Annotated in this window: 14 protein-coding genes; 5 read left to right on the top strand and 9 right to left on the bottom strand. The window is 67.3% G+C overall.

The genetic code is table 11. From position 1 onward, the window contains the following. Positions 1 to 42: 42 nt before the first annotated feature. Both M8009_RS11815 and M8009_RS11810 read right to left on the bottom strand, forming a co-directional pair. Entirely contained in the window at positions 43 to 543 is a 501-nt protein-coding gene (locus M8009_RS11815) for a gamma-glutamylcyclotransferase family protein (RefSeq protein ID WP_250061327.1), read from the bottom strand. An 18-nt stretch (positions 544 to 561) separates the two neighbouring features. Beyond that, positions 562 to 894 (bottom strand): YqcC family protein, encoded by a 333-nt coding sequence (locus M8009_RS11810; protein ID WP_250061325.1) that lies wholly within the window; start codon positions 892 to 894, stop codon positions 562 to 564. Positions 895 to 1,180: 286 nt separating this feature from the next. Here M8009_RS11810 and M8009_RS11805 point away from each other — a divergent pair, with 286 nt between their 5' ends. The 4 genes from M8009_RS11805 (at position 1,181) to M8009_RS11790 (ending at position 4,167) form a co-directional block, all read left to right on the top strand. Continuing rightward, on the top strand, positions 1,181 to 2,206 hold the full coding sequence (locus M8009_RS11805; protein ID WP_250061323.1) for a DUF3549 family protein: 1,026 nt from the start codon (positions 1,181 to 1,183) through the stop codon (positions 2,204 to 2,206). A 28-nt stretch (positions 2,207 to 2,234) separates the two neighbouring features. After that, positions 2,235 to 2,672, top strand: a complete 438-nt coding sequence (locus tag M8009_RS11800; protein ID WP_250061913.1) for an ATP-dependent zinc protease family protein — start codon at positions 2,235 to 2,237, stop codon at positions 2,670 to 2,672. Between the two features lie 31 nt (positions 2,673 to 2,703). After that, positions 2,704 to 3,612: a 30S ribosomal protein S6--L-glutamate ligase gene (gene rimK, locus M8009_RS11795; RefSeq protein ID WP_250061321.1), complete on the top strand. Its 909-nt coding sequence runs from the start codon at positions 2,704 to 2,706 to the stop codon at positions 3,610 to 3,612. A gap of 108 nt (positions 3,613 to 3,720) precedes the next feature. After that, entirely contained in the window at positions 3,721 to 4,167 is a 447-nt protein-coding gene (locus M8009_RS11790; RefSeq protein ID WP_133636164.1) for a hypothetical protein, read from the top strand. On the opposite strand, the gene M8009_RS11785 is transcribed toward M8009_RS11790, so the two are convergent. The 7 genes from M8009_RS11785 to M8009_RS11755 form a co-directional block, all read right to left on the bottom strand. Then, the gene (locus M8009_RS11785; RefSeq protein ID WP_250061319.1) at positions 4,088 to 4,870 is read right to left on the bottom strand and encodes a SanA/YdcF family protein; all 783 of its coding nucleotides are present in this window, start codon (positions 4,868 to 4,870) and stop codon (positions 4,088 to 4,090) included. The genes M8009_RS11790 and M8009_RS11785 overlap by 80 nt on opposite strands. A gap of 20 nt (positions 4,871 to 4,890) precedes the next feature. Next, the gene (sufT, locus tag M8009_RS11780) at positions 4,891 to 5,463 is read right to left on the bottom strand and encodes a putative Fe-S cluster assembly protein SufT (protein WP_250061317.1); all 573 of its coding nucleotides are present in this window, start codon (positions 5,461 to 5,463) and stop codon (positions 4,891 to 4,893) included. Between the two features lie 19 nt (positions 5,464 to 5,482). Continuing rightward, positions 5,483 to 6,724: an aminotransferase class V-fold PLP-dependent enzyme gene (locus M8009_RS11775; RefSeq protein WP_284047810.1), complete on the bottom strand. Its 1,242-nt coding sequence runs from the start codon at positions 6,722 to 6,724 to the stop codon at positions 5,483 to 5,485. A gap of 3 nt (positions 6,725 to 6,727) precedes the next feature. Further along, the gene (gene sufD, locus M8009_RS11770; protein ID WP_250061315.1) at positions 6,728 to 8,089 is read right to left on the bottom strand and encodes a Fe-S cluster assembly protein SufD; all 1,362 of its coding nucleotides are present in this window, start codon (positions 8,087 to 8,089) and stop codon (positions 6,728 to 6,730) included. Beyond that, the gene (gene sufC / locus M8009_RS11765; RefSeq protein WP_250061313.1) at positions 8,086 to 8,838 is read right to left on the bottom strand and encodes a Fe-S cluster assembly ATPase SufC; all 753 of its coding nucleotides are present in this window, start codon (positions 8,836 to 8,838) and stop codon (positions 8,086 to 8,088) included. The genes sufD and sufC overlap by 4 nt, the downstream gene beginning before the upstream one ends. 75 nt (positions 8,839 to 8,913) lie before the next feature. Beyond that, the gene (gene sufB, locus M8009_RS11760) at positions 8,914 to 10,356 is read right to left on the bottom strand and encodes a Fe-S cluster assembly protein SufB (RefSeq protein ID WP_250061311.1); all 1,443 of its coding nucleotides are present in this window, start codon (positions 10,354 to 10,356) and stop codon (positions 8,914 to 8,916) included. Between the two features lie 70 nt (positions 10,357 to 10,426). Then, positions 10,427 to 10,888, bottom strand: a complete 462-nt coding sequence (locus M8009_RS11755) for an SUF system Fe-S cluster assembly regulator (RefSeq protein ID WP_250061309.1) — start codon at positions 10,886 to 10,888, stop codon at positions 10,427 to 10,429. A gap of 389 nt (positions 10,889 to 11,277) precedes the next feature. Between M8009_RS11755 and M8009_RS11750 the strand changes: the two genes are divergently transcribed. Beyond that, on the top strand, positions 11,278 to 11,943 hold the full coding sequence (locus M8009_RS11750; RefSeq protein ID WP_250061308.1) for an ABC transporter permease: 666 nt from the start codon (positions 11,278 to 11,280) through the stop codon (positions 11,941 to 11,943). The last annotated feature ends 2 nt before the right edge of the window (positions 11,944 to 11,945 follow it).

Below are 11,945 nucleotides of genomic sequence, written 5' to 3'. Positions count from 1 at the left end.
CGCCATTCGGCGGGCCTCGTTGCGTTCGGCATTGGCAGGCGGCTAGCGCGGCGAGTGGCGCGAGAGCCCCAGTGCGGCGAGGGTCGTCTCGTCGAGCCCGGCGACGGCCTCCACCGCCGAGAGCCGAGCATGGTAGGCGGAACTCAGGAAGGGCGCCCCGGCCAGCAAGTGCTCGAGATACTCCCGCGCCGGACGCAGCGCCTCGGCGGTGGTGCCCGGCGCGGCGATATAGACCCAGGCCTCGATGCTCCCCTCGCGGGTCACCACCGGCAGGCGGTGACGGTCGTACTCCCGGGGATAGCCCTCGAAGGGATCCATGTCCCGGATCTGTGCGGGCTGTTCCAGCTCGAACAGCGCGCCCTCCACGCGCTCGCCCGGCCGGGGTACCACGTTGGCGTGGGCGATGCCCGCCACCCGGGAGGCCTTGTCGAAGCGCAGCGCATGGTCATGCAGCACGCCGGCCAGCACCCGGCGGGTAGGACCGATGCGCGCCGCGACCCGGGCAGGGTTCATATTGCTGCCATAGGCAAAGTAGTAAGGCATGTCAGGGGTCCGGCGGTATCAGTTCTCGGTGACCAGGCGGTCGATCTCCTCGACCACCTTGCACATCAGCAGACGGTCGCTGGCCCGCGCGCCCTCCTGCTGCAGCCAGGCGTCCACCGCGGGGGCGACGTCGCAGGTCACCGGCATCGGCGAGCGCGACTCGACCAGGGCTTCCAGCCGAACGATGAACACGAAGCGCAGCCACTGGGGCAGCGTCATCGTGTCGATGCAAAACGGCTGGACGCTGCGGTAGGCCTCCGGCTCGGGTCGCTCCATGCGCCACAGGCTGGCGGCCTTCATGGTGGCCTCGAGCTCGCGCAGGGCGGTGCCGAGTTCGTCGTGAACGGTCATGGGCAGTCTCTTCGGTGCATGTGGGGCCATTATCCCCGTTCGGCCCCGCCGCTGGCCACCCCGCGGCCCCTTCCACCGCCTCGCCAGCCCTCTTGTGCACAGTGCACAGATATCCTGAACGGGCCTGTGGATAAACACTGGAAAGATTTCCCCTGGCCGCTTCCCATGGGCCATGGGGCAAACTGGTCAACAACTGATCAATGACGGATCGCGATGCGCACCCTCCAGGCGGCTGACAGCACCCCGACACCGCGGTAGAGTGCACGGTTCCTGACCCGGAGACAGCATGCAACCGATCCACAGCCTTCACGACTTCTTCCTGCGCAGCGGTGCCGAGGTGAGGCTCTACCACCTGGGGCGCCGGGTCGAGCCCTGCTCGCTCGACACCCTGGCCGCCTTCGAGGCCGGCGAGCTGGCGTGGCCGGCGCCCTGGCAGGGCACGGCACGCCTGGCCATGGTCTTCCGCCTGGGCGACCTGGAGGACCCGCTGATCTGGTTCCTGGCCCTGCCGCTCGACGAGCAGGGGCATCTGGACCCGGCCCCGCGGGACGCCTTCGTGCAGCGCCTGCTGGAGACCCTGGGCCACGGCGTGCAGGGCCTGGGGCGCACGGAGAGCGCCGGGATCGACAACCTGATGACGAACAACCCCCTGGCCTTCACCCCCGCGCTGCCCTTCCAGGCCGTGCTGCATGCGCGCGCCAGCCGGGATGCAGGCCTGCCCGCCAGCCAGCACCTCGAGCCGGTCGAGGCCTACCTGACCGGGCAGCAGGCGATCGACTGGCGCGCCCTGGGCCTGCAGGGGCTGGCCGACTTCGCGGTGCGCCTGGATGCGGAATCGAGCCGGACGCTGGCCGCACGCCTCGACACCCTGCCCGGCGAGGTGCTGACCTCGCTGTGCTACTGTCTGGAGCATGTGGCGATTGCCGACGACCTGGCCCAGGCCCTGCGCCGTCGCGGGGAGGCGGCGGGCCGCGCCGGGGACATCGAGACCTTCTGCGCCTGCGTGCGGGCCATGGGGGGCGCCTCGCGCGAGCTCGCCGGCGCCTGGTTCGACGTGCTGCTCGATGACCCGGACGCCTGCGGCCCCGACCTGCTGGCGGCCATCGCCGGACGCGGCTGGTACCATCTGGAAGACGGCAAGCGCCTGCCCCGCTTCCTCGCCCGCCTGGCCGAGACCCCCGGGGCCGACTTCACGGCCGTGGCCCGTGACCTGGCGCTGGTCCCGCGACTGCGCCTGCCGCTGCTGATGACGTTGCGCGAGGCCGGGCCAGACTCCGCCATCGGCCGCCGCCTGGCCGGCCTGTCACGCTGAGTGCAGAGACCTGGGAGCGAAGATGATGTTGAAAGAACTGCCCTACACGCCCAAGGCGGTGATCGGCCGCCGCGAGATGGTCGGCCTGCCGGAACTGCACCTGACGCTCTGCGCCAAGGCCGATACCGGCGCCCGGACCTCGGCCCTGCATGCCGAGGACATCGAGTCCTATGAAGAGGACGGCCATCTCTGGGTCAGCTTCACGACCCGCAGCGGCGGCCCCGGCACGCCGGCCCACGTCCACCGCATGCACCTGCACGACCGCCGGCGGGTGACCAGCTCCAACGGCCAGGCTGAGTGGCGCTACGTGATCCGCACGACGATGCAGCTGGGCAGCCTGGAGTTTCCGGTGGAGCTGAGCCTGACCGACCGCCGCGACATGCGCCACCCCATGCTGCTGGGCCGCCGCGCCCTGCGCCGCCTGCTGGTGGCGCCCGGCGTGGCCTTCCTGCATGGCGAACCCTGACCCTACCCGGCCATCGACCCTGGAGCCCCGAATGCATATCGCGCTGCTATCCCGCAATCGCAACCTCTACTCCACGCGGCGCCTGATCGAGGCAGCCGAGCTGCGCGGCCATACCGCACGGGTGGTCGACACCCTGCGCTGCTACATGAGCATCGCCTCGCACCACCCCTCGATCCACTACAAGGGCGAGGAGCTCGAGCCCTTCGACGCGGTGATCCCGCGCATCGGCTCCTCGATCACCTTCTACGGCTGTGCGGTCCTGCGCCAGTTCGAGATGATGGGCACCTATGTGCTCAACGACAACGTCTCCATCACCCGCTCCCGGGACAAGCTGCGCTCGCTGCAGCTGCTGTCGCGCAAGGGGCTCGGGCTGCCGATCACCGGCTTCGCCCACTCCCCCGACGACATTCCCGACCTGATCACCATGGTCAGGGGTGCCCCGCTGGTCATCAAGCTGCTGGAGGGCACCCAGGGCATCGGCGTGGTGCTCGCCGAGACCAACCAGGCCGCCGAGAGCGTGATCCAGGCCTTCATGGGCATGAAGGCCAACATCATGGCGCAGGAGTACATCAAGGAGGCGAAAGGCGCCGACATCCGCTGCTTCGTGATCGGCGACAAGGTGGTGGCCTCGATGAAGCGCCAGGCCGCCGAGGGCGAGTTCCGCTCCAACCTGCATCGCGGTGGCAGCGCCAGCGTGATCCGCATCACGCCGGAGGAGCGCTCCACGGCGATCCGAGCCGCCAAGGCCATGGGCCTGCGGGTGGCCGGCGTCGACCTGCTGCGCTCCAACCATGGCCCGGTGATCATGGAGGTCAACTCCTCGCCGGGGCTGCAGGGCATCGAGACCGCCACCGGCAAGGACATCGCCGGGCTGGTCATCGAGCACCTGGAGAAGAATGCCGCCCCGCGGCACAAGGTCCCGCCTCGCCCCAAGGGCTGAATCCTCAGCCCAAAGGCTAACGGGGAAGCGGCAAATTATTGATCCCCGGGGGTGGCAAATGGGCGACGACAGCCCCACAATCTGCGTCACCGGAGGAGGTGACCGCTCATGTTTCTCGACAATCGCCAGGTGGCGATGGACAGTGCCCTCGAGGCGATGGCCGACAGCATCGACTACTTTCAGGACAACCTGGAGCGCCTGCGTCCTTCGCTGCGCGACAGCCTGAAGCCCCACTACGAGGCGCGGGCGAAGTCGATGCACGAGCTCCAGGAGCTGTCGCGCAAGCACCTCAACCTCCTCCCGCGCGATGCCGATGTCGAGCGTGACGACTACATGTGGCTGTGGAGCCGACTGAAGAGCTTCGTCGGCAACGAGAGCCAGGTGGTGATCGGCGAGCTGCTGGAACAGGAGCGGGTGCTGATGCAGGCGCTCTCGACGCTGTTCACCCACCCCCTGCCCGAGCCGATGGAACCGGTCATCGAGGAGTGCTGGAAGGGCTGCCGGGCGCTGATTCGCGAGCTGTATCGTCTCCAGAAGCAGCGTCCGAAGCGTTGAACATCCCCGGCGGGAGCAGCAGGCGGTCACGCTCCCGCGGCATGATCTGCAGCGGCTCGAGCGGCCCCAAGAAGTGCGGCTCGCGCTGCCACAGGTAGAGATCCCCCAGGGTCGCCACCCGCGCCACCCATTCGCGCAGCTTGAGTCGCCAGAGGCCGTCCGTGGCGCGCTCGGGCGCCGCGCAGCCGCTCACCTCGAGCCCCAGTGCCTCGCCGATGAACAGCGCCCGCGGCAGGTGCCAGTCCTGGGTGATCAGCAGCGCCCGCTCCACGCCGAACACGTCTCGCGCCCGCGCCAGGGTGTCGAAGGTACTGAAGCCGGCGTAGTCCAGGGTCATGTCCTCGTCGCGCACGTCGCGGCCCCGCAGGTCACGCCACATGGTCACCGGCTCGTTGTAGTAGCGGGTGCTGTTGTCGCCGGAGATCAGCAGGTGGTCGACCCGCCCGAGATGGATCAGGTGGGCCGCGGCGCCCATGCGCCCCTCGAAGTGCGGATTGCGCGCCCCGCTGCGGGTCCAGTGGGAGGTGCCGAAGACGATGCCCACGGGCTCGCTGCCGCAGCTCGCCAGCTCGGCCTCGATCTTCCCCTGGGTACGGCCCAGCACATAGAGGTTGGCCAGCGCGAACAGCAACGCCGCCAGGAGCGCAAGCGCTCCCAGCGACATCAGTACCGCCTTGAAGACCTTCCAGAATGGCCGGTGCATCGCTATCCCCGGAGGAGGCGCTAGAACATCCCGAGTTCCAGCTTGGCCTCATCGCTCATCATCTCACGACTCCAGGGGGGATCGAAGACGATCTCGGTATGCACCTTACTGATCTGCGGGGCACCGAGGATCTTGTTGCGGGCATCGGCGGCGATCACGTCGCCCATGCCGCAGCCCGGTGCGGTCAGGGTCATGCGGATGGTGACGATGCGCTCGCCGGTGATCAGCCGCTCGATGCGACAGCCATAGACCAGCCCCAGGTCGACGATATTCACCGGGATCTCGGGGTCGAAGCAGGTGCGCAGCTGATCCCAGACGAACTGCTCGATCTCCTCCTCCGAGGCATCCTCGGGCAGGGTCGGCCTCGGCAGCGCCTCGAGGCCCAGGGCATCCAGGTTGGCCCCCTCGATCAGGTAGAGGCGCCCCTCGAAGCCCACGCTGACCGTGCTGCCCTTGGCCTGCATCACGCTGACGATGCTGTCCTCCGGCAGGGTCACGGTCTTGCCGAAGGGGATGGAGATCGCCGCCACGTCCCGCTGCAGGGGCAGCTCCTGGCCCTTGTGGAGAGTGGCAATCTGTTCGATATCGCTCATGTCGCTCCTTGATAGGCCTTCAGCGCAGCATGCCGACGACGCGCTCGAGCCCCTCGACGAAGACGTCGATCTCCTCGGGCGTGTTGTAGGCGGCGAAGGATGCCCGGCAGGTGGCATCCACCCCGAATTGCGCCAGCAGCGGCTGGGCGCAGTGATGGCCGGTGCGGATCGCCACCCCGAGCTGGTCGATCAGCAGCCCGATGTCCTGGGCGTGCGCCCCGTCGACCACGAACGACAGCACGCCCGCCTTGTCCGGCGCGGTCCCTAGGATGCGCAACCCCTCGATACCCCGCACGCCCTCGGTGGCGTGCTCGAGCAGCCTGGCCTCCCAGGCGCCGATCAGCGGCAGGCCGATCTGCTGGACCCACTGCAGGGCACGCCCCAGGGCGATCACCTCGGCGATGGCCGGGGTGCCGGCCTCGAACTTGTGGGGGATCTCGGCGAAGGTGGTGGGCACCTCGAAGGAGACCGTGCGGATCATCTCGCCACCCCCCTGCCAGGGCGGCATCGCCTCGAGCAGGTCGGCCTTGCCGTAGAGCACGCCCACGCCGGTGGGCCCATACACCTTGTGGCCGGAGAAGGCATAGAAATCGGCATCGATATCGCGCACGTCAATGGCCTGGTGGGGTGCGGCCTGGGCGCCGTCGACCAGGATTCGGGCGCCGTGCTCGTGGGCCACCCGCGCCATCTCACGCACCGGGTTGACGGTGCCGAAGGCGTTGGAGACATGGTTCACCGCCACCAGCCGAGTGCGCTCGGTGACGAGGTCGCGATAGGCCGCCATGTCCAGCACGCCGCGCTCGTCCACCGGGATCACCTTGATGGCGAATCCCAGTTCCCTGGCCAGCAGCTGCCAGGGCACGATGTTGGAGTGGTGCTCGAGGCGCGAGATCAGCACCTCGTCACCGGGGCCGAGGTTGGCACGCCCCCAGCTGTAGGCCACCAGGTTGATCGCCTCGGTGGTGCCGCGGGTGAAGACGATCTCGCGGGTCTCGCCCGCGTTCAGGAAGGCACGCACCGTCTCGCGGGTCCCCTCGAAGGCCGCCGTGGCCTCGTCGGCCAGGGTATGCAGCCCGCGATGGATGTTAGCGTTGTAGCGACCGTAGTAATCGTCGAACATCGCGATCACCTGGCGCGGGGTCTGGCTGGTGGCGGCATTGTCCAGGTAGACCAGCGGCTTGCCGTGGACCTCCCGGTCGAGGATCGGGAAGTCGCGTCGCACCTTCACCACGTCCAGCGTCAGGTCGCTGAAGTCGGCCATGGCTCACTCCTCGTTCAGGGCGGCGGCGGTTTCCACCAGGCCGGCCAGGTTGAAGCGCTCGGGGAGCTTGCCCGCCACGGCCAGCTCGACCCGCTCGGCGATGGCGTCGAGGTTGACCTGCTCCAGCACCTCGCCGGCGAACGCCAGGGTCAGCAGGCCGCGGGCCGTCTGCTCATCGATGCCGCGGGTACGCAGGGCGAACACCGCTTCCTCGTCGAGCTGGCCGGTGGTGGCGCCGTGGGCGCACTTGACGTCATCGGCGTAGATCTCGAGCTCGGGCTTGGTGTCGATCTCGGCGCGGTCGGAGAGCAGCAGGTTGGCATTGCTCTGCTCGGCCTCGATCTTCTGGCTGTCGCGCTTGACGATCACCTTGCCGTTGAACACGCCATGGGCGCGGTCGTCGAGGATGCCCTTGTAGTTCTCGTGGGAGAAGGTGTGGGGCGCGTTGTGGTTGACCAGGGTGTGGTTGTCCACGTGCTGGCGCCCCTGGCCATAGAAGAGGCCATTGAAGTTGGCCTCGGCCCCCTGGCCGTTGAGCTCGGCCACCAGGTCGTTACGCACCAAGCCGCCCCCCAGGTTCAGGTTGAAGGAGGTATAGCGGCTGTCGCGGGCCTGCTCGATGTGGATGCTGGCCACGTGCAGGTCGGCCAGCGGCGCCTCCTGCAGCTTATAGTGGGTGAGGTGCGCGCCGCGATCGAGGATGATCTCCTCCACCAGGTTGGTGAAGTTGGCGGCCTGCTCCTCGCCCACGTGATGCTCGATGACCGTGGCCTGGCTGCGCCCGGCCATCTCGAGCAGGATACGCGGATGGCTCATCACCGGCGCCTCGTTGGCGCGGGAGAGGAACTGCAGGATGATCGGCTTCTCCACCACGGTGCCCGGTGCCAGGCGCAGCACGGCGCCCTCTTCCATGAAGGCGGTATTGAGCGCCGCGAAGGGTGAGAATTCGACCCCGGTAAGCCGGCCCAGCGGGCCACCCACCGCCTCGTGGTTCTCCTCGAGCGCGCGGGAGAGCGGCACCAGCTGCACGCCAGCGGGCAGGTCGTCGAGCCTCGACAGGGCCGGGGCGAAGACGCCGTCGACGAAGGTCAGGCGGTGGGCCTCCACGGGCAGGGTCAGCCGCGCCGCCGTGGTCGGTGAGAAGTCGGCATCGGTGGCCAGGTGGAAGTCGCCGCGGGCGATGGCCCGCACGTCGGTGTACTTCCACTCTTCGACGCGCCGGTGGGGAAAGCCCAACGCCTCGAAGCGCGCGGCCCCCGCCTGGCGCCGGGCGGCGATCCAGGTCGGCTCGGCGCCGCGGGCGTTGCTGCGCTCGCTCAGCCGATCGAGGAAGCGTTGCACATCGCTCTGCACTGCGTCATTCATGCGGCGGTCTCCTCCTGCACCCAGTCATAGCCACGGCTCTCGAGTTCGCGGGCCAGATCAGCGTCGCCGCTCTTGACGATGCGGCCATCGACCAGCACGTGCACGCGATCCGGCACGATGTAGTCGAGCAGGCGCTGGTAGTGGGTCACCAGCAGGATGGCCCGGTCCTCGGCGCGCAGGGAGTTGACGCCATCGGCGACCACCTTCATGGCGTCGATGTCCAGGCCCGAGTCGATCTCGTCGAGCATCGCCAGCCTGGGCTGCAGCACCAGCATCTGCAGGATCTCGTTGCGCTTCTTCTCGCCGCCGGAGAAGCCCTCGTTGACGGCACGCTGCAGGAAGCTGGTGTCCATCTTCATGGAAGCGACCTTCTCCTTGATCAGCTTCATGAATTCCGGCGCCGGGATCTCGCCCAGCCCCTGCGCCTCACGCTGGGCGTTGAGTGCCGCCTTGAGCAGGTAGATATTCTTGACCCCCGGGATCTCAACCGGATACTGGAAGCCCAGCAGCAGGCCGGCACGGGCCCGCTCCTCGATCTCCATCTCCAGCACGTCCTGGCCCTCGAAGGTGATCGAGCCCTGGGTGACCTCGTAGCCGTCCTTGCCGGCGATCACCGCCGAGAGGGTCGACTTGCCGGCCCCGTTGGGGCCCATGATGGCGTGGACTTCACCGGCGTTGATGGTCAGGGTGAGGCCCTTGAGGATCTCGGAACCCTCGACCGTGACGTGCAGATCCTTGACTTCGAGCATGTTGACTACCTTTGATTCGGTTCGCGCCGCCCGGCGGCGTCGGAAAATTCGTGGAACGGTTCCGGCAGCCGTGGCCTAGCCGACGGCTCCTTCCAGGGTGACATTCAGCAGCGCCTCGGCCTCCACGGCGAACTCCATGGGCAGCTCCTGGAAGACGTCCTTGCAGAAGCCGTTGACGATCATGCTCACCGCATCCTCCTCGGAGATGCCCCGGCTCTTGCAGTAGAACAGCTGGTCCTCGCCGATCTTAGAGGTGGTCGCCTCGTGCTCGACGGTCGCCGTGCTGTTGCCGATCTCCTGATAGGGGAAGGTGTGGGCGCCGCACTGGTCGCCGATCAGCAGCGAGTCGCACTGGGTGAAGTTGCGCGCGCCCTTGGCCCGCGGGCCCACTTTCACCAGGCCGCGGTATGACTGGTTGCTGCGCCCGGCGGAGATCCCCTTGGAGATGATGCTCGAGCGGGTGCCCTCGCCGATGTGGATCATCTTGGTACCGGTATCGGCCTGCTGGCGGCCGTTGGTCACCGCCACGGAGTAGAACTCGCCGATGCTGTGCTTGCCGCGCAGCACGCAGGAGGGATACTTCCAGGTGATCGCCGAGCCGGTCTCGACCTGGGTCCAGCTGATGCGCGAGCGGTCGCCGCGGCAGTCACCGCGCTTGGTGACGAAGTTGTAGATGCCGCCCTTGCCATCCTCGTCGCCGGGGTACCAGTTCTGCACCGTGGAGTACTTGATGTAGGCATCCTCGAGCGCCACCAGCTCCACCACCGCCGCATGCAGCTGGTTCTCGTCGCGCTGGGGTGCCGTGCAGCCCTCCAGGTAGGAGACCTGGGCACGGCTCTCGCAGACGATCAGGGTGCGCTCGAACTGGCCGGTATTGGCGGCGTTGATGCGGAAGTAGGTGGAGAGCTCCATGGGGCAGGTCACGCCTTCCGGAACGAAGACGAAGGAGCCGTCGGTGAACACCGCCGAGTTCAGCGCCGCGAAGTAGTTGTCCCCCTGGGGCACCACGCTGCCCAGGTACTGCTTGACCAGCTCCGGGTAGTCGCGGATCGCCTCGGAGATCGAGCAGAAGATCACGCCCGCCTCGTGCAGCTTCTCCTTGAAGGTGGTGGTCACCGATACGGAGTCGAAGACGGCATCCACCGCCACGCCGGCCAGCGCCGCGCGCTCGTGCAGGGGAATACCCAGCTTCTCGTAGGTCTCGAGCAGCTTGGGGTCCACCTCGTCGAGGCTCTGCGGCTTGTCCTCGTCACGCTTGGGGGCGCTATAGTAGGAGATCGCCTGGTAGTCGATGGGCGGATAGTTCAGATGTGCCCAGGAGGGCGGCGTCATCTTCAGCCACTGGTGGTAGGCCTTGAGGCGCCACTCCAGCATCCACTCCGGCTCGCCCTTCTTGTTCGAGATGAAGGCGATAGTGCTCTCGTCCAGGCCGGGCGGTACCGTGTCGCTCTCGATGTCGGTCACGAAGCCTTCCTTGTACTCGCGACGGACAAGCTGTTCCATTTCCTGACTTGCCATGATGTATCCCCTCCCGGGCGGTTGGGTCGGCGAGCGAGGCTCGCCTCGGGTAGTGAAATGCTCGGGTGCGTCAGGCCTCGGCGGCCAGACTCACGCTCTGAATGGGCAGCTGCACCGGCAGCTTGATCGGGCTGGTGTCGGCCAGGTGGGCCAGGGTCACGCTGTCGAGCAGGGTGCGGATGGCCAGCGAGACACGCTGCCAGTTGTCCGCGACGCCGCAGGTGGCGGCCAGGTCGCAGTCGCCGCCGGCCTGGCTGCACTCGGTCATCGCCACCGGCCCCTCGATGGCGGAGATGATGTCGCTGGCGGTGATGCGGGACGCGGGACGCGCCAGGGAATACCCCCCCTGGGCGCCGCGGCGTGACTCGAGGAGCCCCGCCTTGACCAGCATCTTCAGGGTCTTGCTGACCGTGGGATGGGGCAGCTGAACCGCCTCGGCGAGCTCCGCGGCGGCCTGGGGATGGTCCGGGTGACGGGCAATCTGCGCCATCACCACGGCGGCGTAGTCGGTCAGCCGAGAAAGCTTGAGCAAGGCCTGGCTCCCCGGGGGCAAGCCCCCTCAGATTCGATTGAGGACCATTTTAGTCCTGTATCATTTTGATGTGAAGACCTCACACACAATCGGGCGGATCGCGACACGTTCACGGACGTTACCGACAATAACGATAATCAATCTCATTAAACCCGCTAATCGAATACCCCCGACACCCTGGGAGGCATCAGCAGTACCAATTCTTACCATTGCGCATCCTCATTCTCAGAAAAACAAATAGATAGGTCGCTCTGCTAAGCTGTGGCGTCTCGCATGGGGCGATTCGTCGCCCCTCGCCCCTTCCCGCGACATCATAAAACCCGGGCACCGCAGGGTCGTTATTCGACGGCTATGCTTGCCAAGGGACAGGGCTCGCAAGGAGAAACGACTTGGAACTGATTCAGTACGCACTGGACAACATCGACCTGTTGGTCACGCGCACCCTGGAGCACATCTCTCTGGTTGGCGTGGCCGTCGGCATCGCCACCCTGACCGGTGTGCCGATCGGTATCGCCATCACCAAGAACGAGCGTGCCGCCAAGAGCGTGCTCTACGCCGCCTCGATCATCGTCACCATTCCGTCGATTGCGCTGTTTGGCATCATGATCCCGGTGCTCTCGCTCATCGGCCAGGGCATCGGCTACCTGCCCGCGGTGATCGCCGTGCTGCTCTACTCCCAGCTGCCGATCATCCGCAACACCTACACCGCCATCAACAACGTCGACCCGGCGCTGCGCGAAGCGGCCCGGGGGATCGGCATGAGCCCCAACCAGCGCCTGCGCTTCGTGGAGATTCCGCTGGCGGTGCCGGTGATCATGGCCGGCGTGCGCATCGCCGTGGTGCTCAACATCGGGGTGATGGCGATCGCCGCCTACATCGGCGCCGGGGGCCTGGGCACCTTCATCAGCCGCGGCATCTCGCAGTCCGACCCCCGCCAGCTGATCGTCGGCGCCGTGGCGGTGAGCCTGCTGGCGATCATCGTCGACTACACCCTGCTCTTCGTGCAGAAGCGCCTGACGCCCCGCGGCATGGAGCTCGACGCCTCCACCGCCTGATC

The sequence above is a fragment of the Halomonas gemina genome, from assembly GCF_023554995.1.
Lineage (GTDB): Bacteria > Pseudomonadota > Gammaproteobacteria > Pseudomonadales > Halomonadaceae > Halomonas > Halomonas gemina.
This window is presented reverse-complemented; position numbering and strand designations above follow the sequence as displayed.

Excerpts from the sequence above, each read along its gene's own strand:
- M8009_RS11775 (WP_284047810.1), bottom strand. The coding sequence starts at position 6,724 with ATGGCCGACTTCAGCGACCTGACGCTGGACGTGGTGAAGGTGCGACGC.
- rimK (WP_250061321.1), top strand. The coding sequence starts at position 2,704 with ATGCATATCGCGCTGCTATCCCGCAATCGCAACCTCTACTCCACGCGG.
- sufT (WP_250061317.1), bottom strand. The coding sequence starts at position 5,463 with ATGAGCGATATCGAACAGATTGCCACTCTCCACAAGGGCCAGGAGCTG.
- M8009_RS11810 (WP_250061325.1), bottom strand. The coding sequence starts at position 894 with ATGACCGTTCACGACGAACTCGGCACCGCCCTGCGCGAGCTCGAGGCC.
- M8009_RS11790 (WP_133636164.1), top strand. The coding sequence starts at position 3,721 with ATGTTTCTCGACAATCGCCAGGTGGCGATGGACAGTGCCCTCGAGGCG.
- M8009_RS11785 (WP_250061319.1), bottom strand. The coding sequence starts at position 4,870 with ATGCACCGGCCATTCTGGAAGGTCTTCAAGGCGGTACTGATGTCGCTG.
- sufC (WP_250061313.1), bottom strand. The coding sequence starts at position 8,838 with ATGCTCGAAGTCAAGGATCTGCACGTCACGGTCGAGGGTTCCGAGATC.
- M8009_RS11805 (WP_250061323.1), top strand. The coding sequence starts at position 1,181 with ATGCAACCGATCCACAGCCTTCACGACTTCTTCCTGCGCAGCGGTGCC.
- sufB (WP_250061311.1), bottom strand. The coding sequence starts at position 10,356 with ATGGCAAGTCAGGAAATGGAACAGCTTGTCCGTCGCGAGTACAAGGAA.
- sufD (WP_250061315.1), bottom strand. The coding sequence starts at position 8,089 with ATGAATGACGCAGTGCAGAGCGATGTGCAACGCTTCCTCGATCGGCTG.
- M8009_RS11815 (WP_250061327.1), bottom strand. The coding sequence starts at position 543 with ATGCCTTACTACTTTGCCTATGGCAGCAATATGAACCCTGCCCGGGTC.